The following is a 14,158-nucleotide window of genomic DNA, read 5'->3' as shown; positions in this document are numbered from 1 at the left end:
GGCATTGTAAATGACCGTTTCAGCCGATACGTCGACCCCACGCGTGGTGCTCGTCACGGGCGCCCTGGGCAGCACGGCCGACGCCGCGTCGATCGGCCGCGCGCTCGCGACGGGTTTCGCACGCCGCGGCTGGGACGTCGCGCTGCAGCGCAGCCACGGCGCGCCGCGCGCGGCCGCCGACGCGCTCGTCGCCGAAGTCGCGGCGCTGGGCCGCCGCGCGGCCGTGCTCGACGCCGATCCGGCCCTGGAAGCCGATGCCGCGGCCCTCGTCGCCGCATGCGGCGACGCGCTCGGCCGGCCCGCGTGCGCGGTGTTCGTCAGCGCCAGCGCAGGCGCCGACGACGCGCACACGGTCGACGCCGCGTCGCTCGCCGCCGCGCTCGCGCGCAACGTGACGGCGCCGCTCGCGCTGGCCCGCGCGCTCGCCGATGCGACGCCCGACGCCGCGCGCGAGCACGAAGCGCTGCGCGCGTGCGCGATCCACGTACTGGATCAGGCCCTGTTTCACCCGGCACCGGCGCAGTTGTCGCACGCGCTGATGCAGGCCGCCTTGAACCGCGCGACGTCGGCGCTCGCGCTGGCGCTCGCGCCGAAGGTGCGGGTCGCGGCGCTCGTGCGCAGCCACGCGCCGCACGCGGACGACATCGCGGCGGCCGCCTGCTATCTCGCGAGTGCGCCCGGCGTGACGGGCGCGACGCTGACCGTCGACGGCGGCGAGCACCTGGTGCCGCCCGCCGCCGGCCCGAATGAATGAACCGCGCGGGCGCGGCGTGACCGCCGCCGCCCGCGCCGCTTTGCGTGCGCGCACGCCAATTTGACTGGGACGACCATGTTTTCCGCTCTCCTGCACCCCCGCCTCGCGGATTGCCGCAGGCTCTACCTGCGCGACTACGAGGTGCACATCAACATCGGGGCCTTCGAACACGAGAAGCGCGGCGAGCAGCGCGTCGTCATCAACGTCGACCTGTTCGTGCCGCTCGCGCAGTCGACGCCCGTCGACGACCGGCTGCACGAAGTCGTCGACTACGATCTGATGAAGCAGAGCGTCGCGCAATGCCTCGCGCGCGGCCACATCCACCTGCAGGAAACGCTGTGCGACTCGATCGCCGCGCACCTGCTGGCGCACGATGCCGTGCGCGCGGTACGCGTCCGTACCGAGAAACCGGACGCCTATCCGGACTGCGACGCCGTCGGCGTCGAAGTCTTTCGCATCAAGGACGAGGAGCGCGCATGAACGCCCCCCACATGAACGACACGGCGGCCGACGCCGCCACGCTGGACGAAGCCGCCGCCCCGGCCGGCCGCCAGGCGCTGACGCGCCGCGAGCAGAAGGAAGCGTACGAGAACAACAAGCTGTTCAAGCGGATCGTGCGCCAGGTCGGCCAGGCGATCGGCGACTACAACATGATCGAGCCGGGCGACAAGGTGATGGTGTGCCTGTCGGGCGGCAAGGACAGCTACGCGATGCTCGACGTGCTGCTGCGCCTGCGCGAGCGCGCACCGATCGACTTCGACATCGTCGCGGTGAACCTCGACCAGAAGCAGCCGGGCTTCCCCGAGCACGTGCTGCCCGAATACCTGAAACAGGTCGGCGTGCCGTTCCACATCGAGAACCAGGACACCTACAGCATCGTCAAGCGGCTCGTGCCGGAAGGCAAGACGACCTGCTCGCTGTGCTCGCGGCTGCGCCGCGGCATCCTGTACCGCGTGGCCGGCGAGCTCGGCGCGACCAAGATCGCGCTCGGCCATCACCGCGACGACATCGTGCAGACGCTCCTGCTCAACATGTTCTACGGCGGCAAGCTGAAGGGGATGCCGCCGAAGCTGCAGTCGGACGACGGCAAGAACATCGTGATCCGCCCGCTCGCGTACGTGAAGGAAACCGATCTCGAGAAATACGCGGAGCTGCGCGAATTCCCGATCATCCCGTGCAACCTGTGCGGCAGCCAGCCGAACCTGAAGCGCGCGGAAATGAAGGCGCTGATCCGCGAATGGGACAAGCGCTTCCCGGGGCGCGTCGACAACATGTTCAACGCGCTCGCGAAGGTCGTGCCGTCGCACCTGATGGACACGACGCTGTACCCGTTCCAGTCGCTGCGCGCGACGGGCGAAGCCGACCCGCAAGGCGACATCGCGTTCGACGAGGAGCCGTGCGCGTCGGGCGACGACTCGGCCGCGCCGGGCGCCGCGCAACCGATCTCGATCGTCCAGTTCGACGACCTGTAAGCAGGGCCCGAACACCCGCCGGAAGCGGGCGCCGAGCGCCCTTTCCGGCGTGGCGCGCCCGCTGCGGCAGGCCCGGAACGGCGGGGGCCGCATGCTAAAATGGACGGCTTCGAACTCCCTGACCAAGCGCGCGCCATGAATATCGTGATTTTGGCGGCAGGCACCGGCAAGCGCATGCGTTCCGCGCTGCCGAAAGTGCTTCACCCCCTGGCCGGCAGGCCGCTCCTCTCCCACGTCATCGACACCGCGCGCACGCTGCAGCCGTCCCGGCTCGTCGTCGTCGTCGGCCACGGCGCCGAGCAGGTCCAGGCCGCCGTCGCCGCACCCGACGTCCAGTTCGCGGTGCAGGCCGAGCAGCTCGGCACCGGCCATGCGGTCCGTCAGGCGCTGCCGCTGCTCGATCCCGCCCAGCCGACGCTCGTGCTGTACGGCGACGTGCCGCTCACGCGCGCGTCGACGCTGCGGCGCCTCGTCGATGCCGCGCGCGAAGGCCGCTACGGGATCCTGACCGTCACGCTCGACGATCCGACCGGCTACGGCCGCATCGTGCGCGACGCGGCCGGCTTCGTCACGCGCATCGTCGAGCAGAAGGATGCATCGCCGGACGAGCTGAAGATCGCCGAGATCAACACCGGCATCATCGTCACGCCGACGGCCCAGCTGTCGATGTGGCTCGGCGCGCTGAAGAACGAAAACGCGCAGGGCGAGTACTACCTGACCGACGTCGTCGAACTCGCGATCGAGGCCGGCTTCGAGGTCGTCACGTCGCAGCCCGACGACGAATGGGAAACGCTCGGCGTAAACAGCAAGGCGCAGCTCGCGGAGCTCGAGCGCATTCACCAGCGTAACGTCGCCGATGCACTGCTCGCCGACGGCGTCACGCTCGCCGATCCGGCGCGCGTCGACGTGCGCGGCACGCTGCGCTGCGGCCGCGACGTATCGATCGACGTGAACTGCGTGTTCGAAGGCAACGTGACGCTCGCCGACAACGTAACCGTCGGACCGAACTGCGTGATCCGCAACGCGTCGATCGGCGCGGGCACGCGCATCGACGCGTTCACGCACATCGACGGCGCCGAGCTCGGCGCGCACACCGTGATCGGCCCGTACGCGCGGCTGCGCCCCGGCGCGCAGCTCGCGGACGAAGCGCACGTCGGCAACTTCGTCGAGGTGAAGAACGCGGTGATCGGCCACGGCTCGAAGGCGAATCACCTCACGTACATCGGCGACGCCGACATCGGCGCACGCGTGAACATCGGCGCGGGCACGATCACCTGCAACTACGACGGCGCGAACAAGTTCCGCACCGTGATCGAGGACGACGTGTTCGTCGGCTCCGACACGCAGCTCGTCGCGCCCGTGCGCGTCGGCCGCGGCGTGACGATCGCCGCCGGCACGACGATCTGGAAGGACGTCGCCGAAGGCGTCCTCGCATTGAACGAGAAGACGCAGACCGCGAAGAGCGGCTACGTCCGCCCGGTCAAGAAGAAGAGCTGAACCTTTTGCGGGCGCCCGCGCGGCGCCCGCGTCGACTGACAGGATTGACCATACATGTGCGGCATTGTCGGCGCAGTTGCGCAACGTAATATCGTCCCGGTGCTGATCGAAGGATTGCGGCGCCTCGAATACCGCGGCTACGACTCGTGCGGCGTCGCCGTGCTCGAACCGGGCGCGCCGAAGCGCGCGCGCAGCGTCGCGCGCGTCGCCGATCTCGACGCGCAGGTGCGCGAGACACACCTCGAAGGCACGACCGGCGTCGCCCACACGCGCTGGGCCACGCACGGCGCGCCCGTCACGCACAACGCGCACCCGATCTTCTCGTCGAACGCGCTCGCGCTCGTGCACAACGGCATCATCGAGAACTTCGAGCCGCTGCGCGAAGCGCTGCGCGCGAAGGGCTACGAATTCGTGTCGCAGACCGACACCGAAGTGATCGCGCACCTCGTGCACAGCCTGTACCGCGGCAACCTGTTCGACGCGGTGCGCGAAGCCGTGCACCAGCTGCACGGCGCGTATGCGATCGCCGTGATTCACAAGGACCAGCCGCACACCGTCGTCGGCGCGCGCCAGGGTTCGCCGCTCGTCGTCGGCCACGGCGACGGCGAGAACTTCCTCGCGTCCGATGCGCTCGCGCTCGCAGGCAGCACCGACCGCTTCACGTTCCTCGAGGAAGGCGACGTGTGCGAGCTGTCGCTCGACGGCGTGACGATCGTCGATCGCCACGGCGCCACCGTGCAGCGCGAAATCCGCGTCGTCAGCGCCTACGGCGGCGCGGTCGAGCTCGGGCCCTATCGCCACTTCATGCAGAAGGAAATCTTCGAGCAGCCGCGCGCGATCGGCGACACCGTGCCGCAGACGGACGCCTTCGACGCGACGCTGTTCGGCGACGCCGCGCCCGCCGCGTTCGCGCAGATCGACAGCCTGCTGATCCTCGCGTGCGGCACGAGCTACTACTCGGGCCTCACCGCGAAGTACTGGCTCGAATCGATCGCGAAGATCCCGACCCAGGTCGAGATCGCGAGCGAATACCGCTACCGCGAGTCGGTGCCGAACCCGCGCCAGCTCGTGCTCGTGATCTCGCAGTCGGGCGAGACGGCCGACACGCTCGCGGCGCTCAAGCACGCGCAGTCGCTCGGCCACACGCATACGCTCGCCGTGTGCAACGTCGCGACGAGCGCGATGGTGCGCCTGACCGACATGCAGTTCCTGACGCACGCAGGCACCGAGATCGGCGTCGCGTCGACGAAGGCGTTCACGACGCAGCTCGTCGCGCTGTTCGTGCTGGCCGCGACGCTCGGCAAGCTGCGCGGTCACGTCGACGCCGCGCAGGAAGCGCAATTCCTGAAGGAGCTGCGCCACCTGCCGGCCGCGCTGAACAGCGTGCTCGCGCTCGAGCCGCAGATCATCGCGTGGTCGGAGGAATTCGCGCGCAAGGAAAACGCGCTGTTCCTCGGCCGCGGGCTGCACTACCCGATCGCGCTCGAAGGGGCGCTCAAGCTGAAGGAAATCTCGTACATCCATGCCGAGGCCTATCCGGCCGGCGAGCTGAAGCACGGGCCGCTCGCGCTCGTCACGGAAGCGATGCCGGTCGTCACGGTCGCGCCGAACGACACGCTGCTCGAGAAGCTGAAGTCGAACATGCAGGAAGTGCGCGCGCGCGGCGGCGAGCTGTACGTGTTCGCCGATGCCGATACGCAGATCGTCAACGACGACGGCCTGCACGTGATCCGGATGCCGGAACACTACGGGCAACTGTCGCCGATCCTGCACGTCGTGCCGCTGCAATTGCTCGCGTATCACACCGCGTGTGCGCGCGGCACCGACGTCGACAAGCCGCGCAACCTCGCGAAATCGGTGACGGTGGAGTAAGGCTGCCTGGCCGGACGGGCCGTCGCCGGTCCGTCCGGGCGTCGCATCGGCGTGCGGCAGGCCATCCGGCCAGGTCGAAATAGGTACCACTTAGTGGCATATAATCCAGTGCCACGCCCGGCCGGCTCGACAGGCCCGCTTCCGTACGACGCGTCTGCATGTGGAGATTTGCAGTGGCTAAAACGCGATTCAAGCGCGACGCGACGGAGGCGATCCACAGCGCCGCGTCGGGGCTTTATCGCGCCAACCTGATCGACAAGAAGACGATGCGGGAATACGACGATCTCTGCATCGAAGCCGCGCCGCAATTCGATCCGGAAGCGATCGCCCGCATCCGCAAGTCGGTCAACGTCAGCCAGAGCGTGTTCGCGCTCTACCTGAACACGACGACGTCGACGATCCGCCAATGGGAACAGGGCGACAAGCGGCCGAGCGGCATCGCCGCGCGCATGCTCCAGATCGTCGAGAAACACGGGCTCGAGGTGTTCTCCTGAGCCGGCATTCCCCGAATGCACAGGGTCGGCCCCGGCAGGGCGCGCCGCAACGAATATGACGGAGAGACAATGGTAAGACTGTTTGGATGCGGATTGCTGGCGCTGACGTTCGCGTCGACGGGCTGGGCCGCCGAGCACTACGTCGAGGTCTGGAACCCGCCGGAGGCGCGGCAGCCCGCGGCTCGGGCGCCGGATGCCCGCACACCGGCCGCCCGCCCGGGCGCCGACGCGCGCACCGGCAAGAGCGCGGAGAAGCACGCGAGCGCCACGCCGAAGGCCGCCGCTAAACCGCACAAGCGCCGCGTCGCGCAGGCCATGAAGGCCGGCTCGCACCGCCCGGCCGCCACCGCGACCGACACTCCGGCCGCCCCGCGCCCCGTTGCGCAACCCGCGCCCGGGCGTCTCACGGTGATGCAGCCCGCCGCGCCGGACACGACGCGCGCGCTCACCTTCTCCGACATCCCGCGTCAATACACGCCGGACGGCAACGTGCTGCAAGTCGGCACGCAAGGCCGCTCCGCGAAGGTGACCCGATAATGGAAGCGCAGACCTACCGCGGCTACCAGATCTGGGGTCATGCGATCCTGCAGCAGGAGGAGATCATGCAGCCCGAGCGCTTCGCGGCGAGCGGCACGATCACGCAGAACAACCGGCTCGTCGAGGCCTCGGGCGTGCTCGGCGTGTTCGACACCGAGGACGACGCGCGCGAGGCGGGACTCGAATGGGCGCGCGCGTGGATCGACAACCACGCCTGACCGACACCGCCGCATGCATCCCGAATGAAAGAAGGGGCGTCGATGACGCCCCTTCTTTCATTCGAACCGGGAAGCCCGGAGACACTCACGCCGCGGCGCGCGGCGGCCTCACCGTCTGCCGCGGCCGGCCGACGAGACGTGCCAGCACGACGATCGCCGCGAGCGTCGCGACGTACGCGGCGATCTGGATGCCCGCCGGACGCGCGGTATAGCCGATCAGCGTATGCAGCGCCTTGCCGACGATGCTCGACTCCTTGAGCAGCCACGACGTGTCCCAGACCGCATCGCCCCACGACGGCACGAGGCCGGCGGCCAGCAGGAAGCCGACGCACTGGCTCGCCATGCCCGCGGCGAGCAGCACGATCAGCCCGTTGGTGACGGAGAACAGGCGCTTCAACGGAATCTGCAGCAGGCCCGCATACATCGCGTAGCCGAGCCCGGCGCCGCCGAGCACGCCGAGCAGCCCGCCGGCGATCATCTGCGGCGTCTGGCCCGGGTCGCCCGCCGCGATCCCGTACAGGAACAGCACGGCCTCGGACCCCTCGCGCAGCACCGCGACGCCGACCACGATCGCGAGACCCGTCAGCGGCCGGCTGCCTTCGGCGACGGCCCGCCCGACCTGACCCATGTGCAGCGCCATTTCGCGGCCGTGCCGGCTCATCCAGATGCAGTGCCACGCGAGCATCAGCGTCGCGACGAACATCACGCCCGCGTTGAAGACTTCCTGGCCCATGCCGGACGCCCATTGCGAGATCGCGTCGGCGAACGCCGCGATCAGGCCGGCGCCGACCACGCCGCCGACCAGCCCGCCGCCTACCCACCAGCCGCGCCGCGGCACGCCCTTCGTGGCGGCCATCACGATCGAGACCACCAGCGCGGCTTCGAGCACTTCACGAAAGACGATCAGGGCAGTAGACAGCATGTCGGTATCGGCTTACTTGACGGTCAGATGCGTCTTCGACTGCGCTTCGTGATACTCGTCGTGGAACTCGTAGGTCCCGGCCTTCAGCGGCCCGACCAGAATCTCGACCGACTTGCCGGCCGGCACGACCTTCTCCGCCTTGAAGTCGTCGCTTTCGAATTCAGCGGGCGTCGCATCGAGGTTCTTCACGACGAACTTCACCTTCTTGCCGGCGGGGATCGTCACGCCCTCGGGCGAAAACTTGTGGTCCTTCAACGTCAGGTTGACGACATCGTCGGCAGCGAAGGCGGACGCGGCCGAGGCGCCCAGCAGGGCCAGTGCGAAACCGATAGCGAAACGGGTCATGTGCGTAATGAACGGAAATATTGAAGGGAATCGATACTAAGATCGATTCGCATTTTCACCTCGGAGTACCCTCACTTGGATCATGGAAATCGTACGCCGTCGATCCCAAGCACGCTTTGTCGCGCAAGGCTCCGCGAGAATTGGCCGACAATGTGCAGTCGTCAATCGGGAAAAATTCGGACTGACCCGCGCGCGCAAATGACCATTCGTCAGACCTCAGCATTACAAATCGCCGATGCGATGCCATCAACCGCATGCGACGCTTGACCTTCCCACCGTGGCAAGCTTCATGCTGAACGTACTCGTCAATCACTCACCGGAGAGAACACGATGGAATTCGAAGTCCAGGACATGACCTGCGGCGGCTGCGCCAACGCCATCACACGTGCGGTGACCGCCGCCGACCCCGCCGCGAAGCTCGACATCGACGTCGCGGCGAAGATCGTCAAGGTCGACTCGGCGCAAGGCGTCGAGCGCGTGCGGTCGATCATCGAAGCCGCCGGCTTCCATCCCGCACTGCGCACCGCGTAACGCGCGCCCAGGGCCGCGGAGGTCATTGCGGGCGCAGCGCCGGACGGCGACGCGCCCGCATCCGGCGGCCTGTCAACGCAGCCGGATCAGCGTCGACTTCAGTTCGGTGTACTTCTCGAGCGCATGCAGCGACTTGTCGCGGCCGTTGCCCGACTGCTTGTAGCCACCGAACGGAAAGTTCATGTCGCCGCCCTCGTCATAGCAGTTCACCCACACGGTACCTGCACGCAGCCGGCGCGACACGTCGTGCGCGGTCGTCAGGTCCGACGTCCACACGGCCGCGGCCAGCCCGTATTCGGTATCGTTCGCGATCCTGACGGCCTCGTCGACGTCGTCGAACACGATCACCGACAACACCGGCCCGAAGATTTCCTCGCGCGCGATCTTCGCATCGGGCTTCACCTCGAACACCGTCGGCTCCACGTAGAAGCCGCCCGTTTCCGCGTTCACGCGCGCACCGCCGGTGACGAGCCGGCCTTCGCTGCGCCCCGCCTCGATATAACCGAGCACGCGTTCGAGCTGGACGCCGTCGACGATCGCGCCCATCGATACCGACGGATCGAGCGGATTGCCCGGCACGTACGCGCGGGCGGCCGCGACGAGCTTCTCGATGAATGCGTCCTTGATGTCGCGATGCACGAGCAGCCGCGAGCCGGCCGTGCACATCTCGCCCATGTTGTAGAAGATCGCGCCGGCCGCCGTTTGCGCCGCGCGGTCGAGATCGGGGCAGTCGGGCAACACGATGTTCGGCGACTTGCCGCCGAGCTCGAGCCACGCGCGCTTCAGGTTCGACTGCGCCGCGTACTGCATGATCAGCTTGCCGACCGCCGTCGAGCCGGTGAACGCGATGCAGTCGACGTCGCGATGCAGCGCGAGCAGCTTGCCCGGTTCGCCCGCGCCCGGCACGACGTTGAACACGCCGGCCGGCATGCCGGCCTCGAAGGCGAGCTGCGCGACGCGGATCGCGGTCAGCGGCGATTTCTCCGACGGCTTCAGCACGACGCTGTTGCCGGCCGCGAGCGCGGGACCGAATTTCCATGCGGCCATCAGGATCGGGAAGTTCCACGGCACGACGGCGGCCACCACGCCGACCGGTTCGCGCGTGACGAGGCCGACGAGATGATGATCGGCCGGCGCGACCTCGCCGCCGACCTTGTCGATCGCCTCGGCGAACCATTCGACGCAGTATGCGGCGCCCGGCACGTCGACCGTCGTCGTGTCGCCGATCGGCTTGCCCGCGTCGAGCGTTTCGAGCAGCGACAGTTCGTCGAGATGCTCGCGCATCAGCGTGGCCCAGCGCAGCAGCACGGCCTTGCGCGCACGCGGGTTCAGGCCGGCCCACACCCCTGCGTCGAACGCGCGGCGGGCCGCCGCGACGGCGGCGTTCACGTCCGCTTCGCCGCAGTCGGCGACCTTCGCCAGCACGCGGCCGTCGATCGGGCTCACGCAGTCGAACGTCCTGCCGTCGTGCGCGTCGCGCGATGCGCCATCGATGAATGCGCGCCCTTCGATCGCGAGCGACGCCGCCTTGTTTTGCCAGTCAGCCAAAGTCAACTTGTTCATCAGGATGCCTCAATGGTTTGGCATTCGCGATGCGGTGCGCCGCGCGCCTGGCGCGCAGCCGGCCGGCGGCGAATGCGGTGACGCGCGGTCAGAAGGTCGCCGGCGAATTGGCCGACACGATCTCGCAGAGCAGTTCCGCGCTGGGATTGCGAAAACGATGCGGCAAGCGGCTTTCGAAGTAGTAGCCGTCTCCGGGGTCGAGCAGCCACGTCGCGCCGTCGACGGTCAGCTCGAGCCGGCCGGACACGACGACGCCGCCCTCGTGCCCCGCATGCACGAGCATCTCGGGCCCCGTGTCGGCCAGCGGCTGGTAAATCTCGCGCAGGATGCACATGTTGCGATCCTTCACGTTCGCGCCGACCAGGTGAAACGCGAGCGAATCGTTGCCGAGGTTCGGCATCTCGTCGCGACGCGACACGACCGCGCGCGATTCGACGAGCTCGAACGTAAAGAACTCCGCGAGACTCATCGGGATGCATTCGAGCAGTTTCTTCAGCGACCCGACCGACGGGCTCACGCGGCCCTGTTCGATCAGCGAGATCGTGCCGTTGGTGACGCCGGCGCGTTTCGCGAGTTCGCGCTGCGACAGGCCATGCTTGTTGCGCACGAAACGCAGGCGCTCGGCGACTTCGGTGGACATCGATTCGGTTTCGGACACGATAAGTGCGATGACAAAGTGAAACGACGCATGGGACAGCCGTTGAATATTCTAATCACTTTATGCCGCACATCAGCGGGGAAAACCCTGAAAGGCGTTCGAAATAATGAACGGCGCGCCGACCATTCCTTTTGCGAATCTTTTGTTCGCACTGCTCGGGAAAGCCCTGATGCAGGACCATTAAAAAACATTTGACGCCGTTATTGGCTCGTATATGCTGGCTCTCAGGTCAGCGTCATCAGGCTTTCACAGGCCTCGAAAAGCGTTATCGCAACGCAGCAGTCGATGCCCGTCAATGCACATGACGCCGGGCCGGCACCTTGATTATTTTAAACGCCCCGCGCGTCGAAACGATCAGGTGTTCAATACTTTCAACAAACCAGTCGAGTGTAATCGTGAGAGTCCGTGGCCCTCTGGTGAGGTGGGATCGAGGCGATGTGCGAAGTTTGCGCAGCGCCGTTCCCGCTTCCGACGGCAGTTGCGGCTGGCATAGTCCTCGCCTGCTTCACCTGTCGATCTACACCATCCTGTCCCGTCGTTCCGTTCGGCGCCACAACGCCGTTTCCGCACGCGCATTCGTCGCCGTCGATACCGACGAAGTGGCGTCGCTGCTGCCGTAGCGCCTCTCCTTTCTTCACGTCGTTCGTTTCGTCCGTCGATTCGCCAACCGCATCGTCCGTGCGGTGACGGAACGCGTTCGCGCATTCGTTGCGGCGTCGCGTATCGCGATGAAACGAACGACGGCCTGACCGTCGCGCGCAGCGCGGATCGCCACGCCATCCCGTTGCGCCCATTCACCAGCGGCCGTGCGCCCGACGCCCGGCTGCGGGGTCGTGTCGCGCCCGCGTTTTGCCGCATTCGGGCCGACGTGCGTCACGTCCCTACGGATTACTGATTGACGTCATGGAAAGGAAACCTCTCGTCGGCATCACCGCCGACTTCACCCAAATCGGCGCGCACGCGTCGCATACGGTCGGCGACAAATACGTCGCCGCGATCGTCGACGGCGCGCAAGCGCTCGCGATGGTGCTGCCGGCGCTCGGCGAACGGCAGTCGACTGCTGACGTGCTCGACGCAGTCGACGGGCTGTTGTTTACCGGCAGCTACTCGAACGTCGAGCCGCATCGGTACGGCGGCGAGCCGAGCGAGCCCGGCACGAAGCACGACCCCGCCCGCGACGCGACGACGCTGCCGCTCTTGCGTGCGGCCATCGTCGCGGGCGTGCCCGTGCTCGCCGTGTGCCGCGGCTTCCAGGAGCTGAACGTCGTTTGCGGCGGCACGCTGCACCAGCGCGTACATGAAGTGCCCGGCTTCGCCGATCACCGCGAGGACGACGACGCGCCGATGGATACGCAATACGGCCCCGCGCACGTCGTGCGCCTGACGCCGGGCGGCCAGCTGCATGCGCTCGCCGGCGGCCGCGACGAAGTGCACGTGAACTCGCTGCACAAGCAGGGCATCGCGCAGCTCGGCTCCGGCCTCGCCGTCGAGGCCGTCGCGCCGGATGGCCTGATCGAGGCCGTGAGCGTCGTCGACGCACCGGCGTTCGCGCTGGCCGTGCAGTGGCATCCGGAATGGCGACACGCGCAGGACCCGCTGTCGAGCGCGATCTTCCGCGCGTTCGGCGATGCGTGCCGCGCCCGCCGCGCCGAACGCACGCGCGCCATGGCCGCCGCCGCGCTCGCATGAGCGCGCCAACCAGACAACGAGAACAGACATGCAAGACATCGAAGGCTTTCTGAAGCAGCACCGGATTACCGAGATCGAAGCGATCATTCCCGACATGGCCGGCATCGCGCGCGGCAAGATCACGCCGCGCAACAAGTTCACGTCCGGCGAATCGATGCGGCTGCCGCAGGCCGTGATGGTGCAGACCGTCACCGGCGACTATCCGGAAGACGGCTCGCTGACCGGTGTGACCGACCCCGACATGGTGTGCGTGCCCGACACGTCGACCATCCGCCTGATCCCGTGGGCCGTCGACCCGACCGCGCAGGTGATCCACGATTGCGTGCATTTCGACGGCTCGCCGGTCGAGATCTCGCCGCGCTACGTGCTGCGCCGCGTGCTCGACCTGTACAAGGCAAAGGGCTGGAAGCCGGTCGTCGCGCCCGAGCTCGAGTTCTATCTGGTCGACATGAACAAGGACCCCGACCTGCCGCTGCGCCCGCCGGTCGGCCGCACGGGCCGCCCCGAAACGGGCCGCCAGTCCTATTCGATCGAGGCCGTCAACGAATTCGATCCGCTGTTCGAGGACATCTACGAGTACTGCGAATCGCAGAACCTCGACATCGATACGCTGATCCACGAAGTCGGCGCCGCGCAGATGGAGATCAACTTCATGCACGGCGACGCGCTGTCGCTGGCCGACCAGGTGTTCCTGTTCAAGCGCACGGTGCGCGAGGCCGCGCTGCGCCACAACATGTACGCGACGTTCATGGCCAAGCCGATGGAAGACGAACCGGGCTCGGCGATGCACGTGCACCAGAGCATCGTCGACGAGGAAACGGGCCAGAACCTGTTCACGTCGCCGGAAACCGGCGGCGCGACGTCGATGTTCTACAACTATCTCGCGGGGCTGCAGAAGTACACGCCGGCGCTGATGCCGATCTTCGCGCCGTACATCAATTCGTATCGCCGCCTGTCGCGCTTCATGGCCGCGCCGATCAACGTGCAATGGGGCTACGACAACCGCACGGTGGGGTTCCGCATCCCGCATTCGGGCCCGGCCGCACGCCGCATCGAAAACCGCATCCCGGGCGTCGACTGCAACCCGTACCTCGCGCTCGCGGCGACGCTCGCGGCTGGCTATCTGGGCATGACGCAGCGCCTGGAGCCGACCGAGCCGCTCGTCAGCGACGGCTACAGCCTGCCGTACCAACTGCCGCGCAACCTCGAGGAAGGGCTGACGCTGATGGCCGCGTGCGAGCCGCTCGGCGAGATCCTCGGGCACAAGTTCCTGAAAGCGTATTTCGCGCTGAAGGAAACCGAATACGAAGCGTTCTTCCGCGTGATCAGCTCGTGGGAACGCCGCCATCTGCTGCTGCACGTGTAAGCGTGCCAACCGCATACGGAATCACGGAGGAAACATGACTTACCGCAATGAATCGGCCTGGATCCAGCCGGCCGCGCCGACCGCCACGGCCGCCGCGCCGCGCGCGACGCAGGCACGCTCGACCGCCGAATACCGCGCGCTCGACGCCGCGCACCACATCCATCCGTTCTCGGACATGGGCGCGCTCAATCGCGCGGGCAGCCGCGTGATCGTGAAGGCCGACGGCGTCTACCTGTGGGA

16 protein-coding genes and 1 pseudogene are annotated in these 14,158 nt (G+C 67.6%); 13 read left to right on the top strand and 4 right to left on the bottom strand.

Features of this window, described 5'->3' with window-relative positions; all coding sequences use genetic code 11:
- Positions 1-10 precede the first annotated feature (10 nt).
- The 8 genes from WS89_RS22090 to WS89_RS22055 all read left to right on the top strand — a co-directional run bounded on the left by WS89_RS22090 (position 11) and on the right by WS89_RS22055 (position 6,844).
- Positions 11-754 (top strand): SDR family oxidoreductase, encoded by a 744-nt coding sequence (locus WS89_RS22090; protein ID WP_059793503.1) that lies wholly within the window; start codon positions 11-13, stop codon positions 752-754.
- Positions 755-829: 75 nt separating this feature from the next.
- Positions 830-1,234 (top strand): dihydroneopterin aldolase, encoded by a 405-nt coding sequence (locus tag WS89_RS22085; protein WP_027785625.1) that lies wholly within the window; start codon positions 830-832, stop codon positions 1,232-1,234.
- Positions 1,231-2,226: a tRNA 2-thiocytidine(32) synthetase TtcA gene (gene ttcA / locus WS89_RS22080; RefSeq protein ID WP_059793501.1), complete on the top strand. Its 996-nt coding sequence runs from the start codon at positions 1,231-1,233 to the stop codon at positions 2,224-2,226. Before WS89_RS22085 ends, ttcA begins: the two co-directional genes overlap by 4 nt.
- 135 nt (positions 2,227-2,361) lie before the next feature.
- Positions 2,362-3,723 carry a bifunctional UDP-N-acetylglucosamine diphosphorylase/glucosamine-1-phosphate N-acetyltransferase GlmU gene (gene glmU / locus WS89_RS22075; RefSeq protein WP_059793499.1) on the top strand — a complete coding sequence of 454 codons (1,362 nt, stop codon included), beginning with the start codon at positions 2,362-2,364 and terminating at the stop codon, positions 3,721-3,723.
- Positions 3,724-3,777: 54 nt separating this feature from the next.
- A complete protein-coding gene (glmS, locus tag WS89_RS22070) occupies positions 3,778-5,595 on the top strand; it encodes a glutamine--fructose-6-phosphate transaminase (isomerizing) (RefSeq protein WP_059793497.1) in 1,818 nt (605 codons plus the stop codon).
- A gap of 173 nt (positions 5,596-5,768) precedes the next feature.
- Positions 5,769-6,089: a helix-turn-helix domain-containing protein gene (locus tag WS89_RS22065; protein WP_059793495.1), complete on the top strand. Its 321-nt coding sequence runs from the start codon at positions 5,769-5,771 to the stop codon at positions 6,087-6,089.
- Positions 6,090-6,158: 69 nt separating this feature from the next.
- On the top strand, positions 6,159-6,626 hold the full coding sequence (locus tag WS89_RS22060) for a hypothetical protein (protein ID WP_059793493.1): 468 nt from the start codon (positions 6,159-6,161) through the stop codon (positions 6,624-6,626).
- Positions 6,626-6,844, top strand: a complete 219-nt coding sequence (locus tag WS89_RS22055; protein ID WP_059506475.1) for a hypothetical protein — start codon at positions 6,626-6,628, stop codon at positions 6,842-6,844. Before WS89_RS22060 ends, WS89_RS22055 begins: the two co-directional genes overlap by 1 nt.
- A gap of 85 nt (positions 6,845-6,929) precedes the next feature.
- Here WS89_RS22055 and WS89_RS22050 read toward each other — a convergent pair whose 3' ends face one another.
- Together WS89_RS22050 and WS89_RS22045 are read right to left on the bottom strand one after the other, a co-directional pair.
- Positions 6,930-7,766: an FTR1 family iron permease gene (locus WS89_RS22050; protein WP_059506477.1), complete on the bottom strand. Its 837-nt coding sequence runs from the start codon at positions 7,764-7,766 to the stop codon at positions 6,930-6,932.
- Positions 7,767-7,778: 12 nt separating this feature from the next.
- Entirely contained in the window at positions 7,779-8,111 is a 333-nt protein-coding gene (locus WS89_RS22045) for a cupredoxin domain-containing protein (RefSeq protein ID WP_059506479.1), read from the bottom strand.
- 330 nt (positions 8,112-8,441) lie between these two features.
- Between WS89_RS22045 and WS89_RS22040 the strand changes: the two genes are divergently transcribed.
- The gene (locus WS89_RS22040) at positions 8,442-8,642 is read left to right on the top strand and encodes a heavy-metal-associated domain-containing protein (protein WP_059793491.1); all 201 of its coding nucleotides are present in this window, start codon (positions 8,442-8,444) and stop codon (positions 8,640-8,642) included.
- A gap of 72 nt (positions 8,643-8,714) precedes the next feature.
- Here the strand turns inward: WS89_RS22040 and WS89_RS22035 are convergent, their stop codons facing one another.
- Both WS89_RS22035 and WS89_RS22030 read right to left on the bottom strand, forming a co-directional pair.
- Positions 8,715-10,205: an aldehyde dehydrogenase gene (locus tag WS89_RS22035; RefSeq protein ID WP_059793489.1), complete on the bottom strand. Its 1,491-nt coding sequence runs from the start codon at positions 10,203-10,205 to the stop codon at positions 8,715-8,717.
- 88 nt (positions 10,206-10,293) lie between these two features.
- Positions 10,294-10,845: a cupin domain-containing protein gene (locus WS89_RS22030; RefSeq protein WP_059793572.1), complete on the bottom strand. Its 552-nt coding sequence runs from the start codon at positions 10,843-10,845 to the stop codon at positions 10,294-10,296.
- Positions 10,846-11,300: 455 nt separating this feature from the next.
- Here WS89_RS22030 and WS89_RS34700 point away from each other — a divergent pair, with 455 nt between their 5' ends.
- From WS89_RS34700 to WS89_RS22005, 4 genes and pseudogenes are all read left to right on the top strand, one after another.
- Positions 11,301-11,483 (top strand): hypothetical protein, encoded by a 183-nt coding sequence (locus WS89_RS34700; protein WP_006488040.1) that lies wholly within the window; start codon positions 11,301-11,303, stop codon positions 11,481-11,483.
- 283 nt (positions 11,484-11,766) lie between these two features.
- Positions 11,767-12,552: a gamma-glutamyl-gamma-aminobutyrate hydrolase family protein gene (locus tag WS89_RS22015; RefSeq protein WP_059793485.1), complete on the top strand. Its 786-nt coding sequence runs from the start codon at positions 11,767-11,769 to the stop codon at positions 12,550-12,552.
- A gap of 28 nt (positions 12,553-12,580) precedes the next feature.
- Entirely contained in the window at positions 12,581-13,918 is a 1,338-nt protein-coding gene (locus WS89_RS22010) for a glutamine synthetase family protein (RefSeq protein ID WP_034208577.1), read from the top strand.
- A gap of 34 nt (positions 13,919-13,952) precedes the next feature.
- A pseudogene (locus tag WS89_RS22005) lies at positions 13,953-14,158 on the top strand (aspartate aminotransferase family protein); the annotation flags it as partial.

It is taken from the genome of Burkholderia sp. MSMB1072 (assembly GCF_001524725.1).
In the GTDB taxonomy this organism is placed as follows: domain Bacteria; phylum Pseudomonadota; class Gammaproteobacteria; order Burkholderiales; family Burkholderiaceae; genus Burkholderia.
The sequence above is the reverse complement of the archived record's forward strand: the minus strand, read 5'-3'. Positions and strand labels throughout refer to the sequence as shown.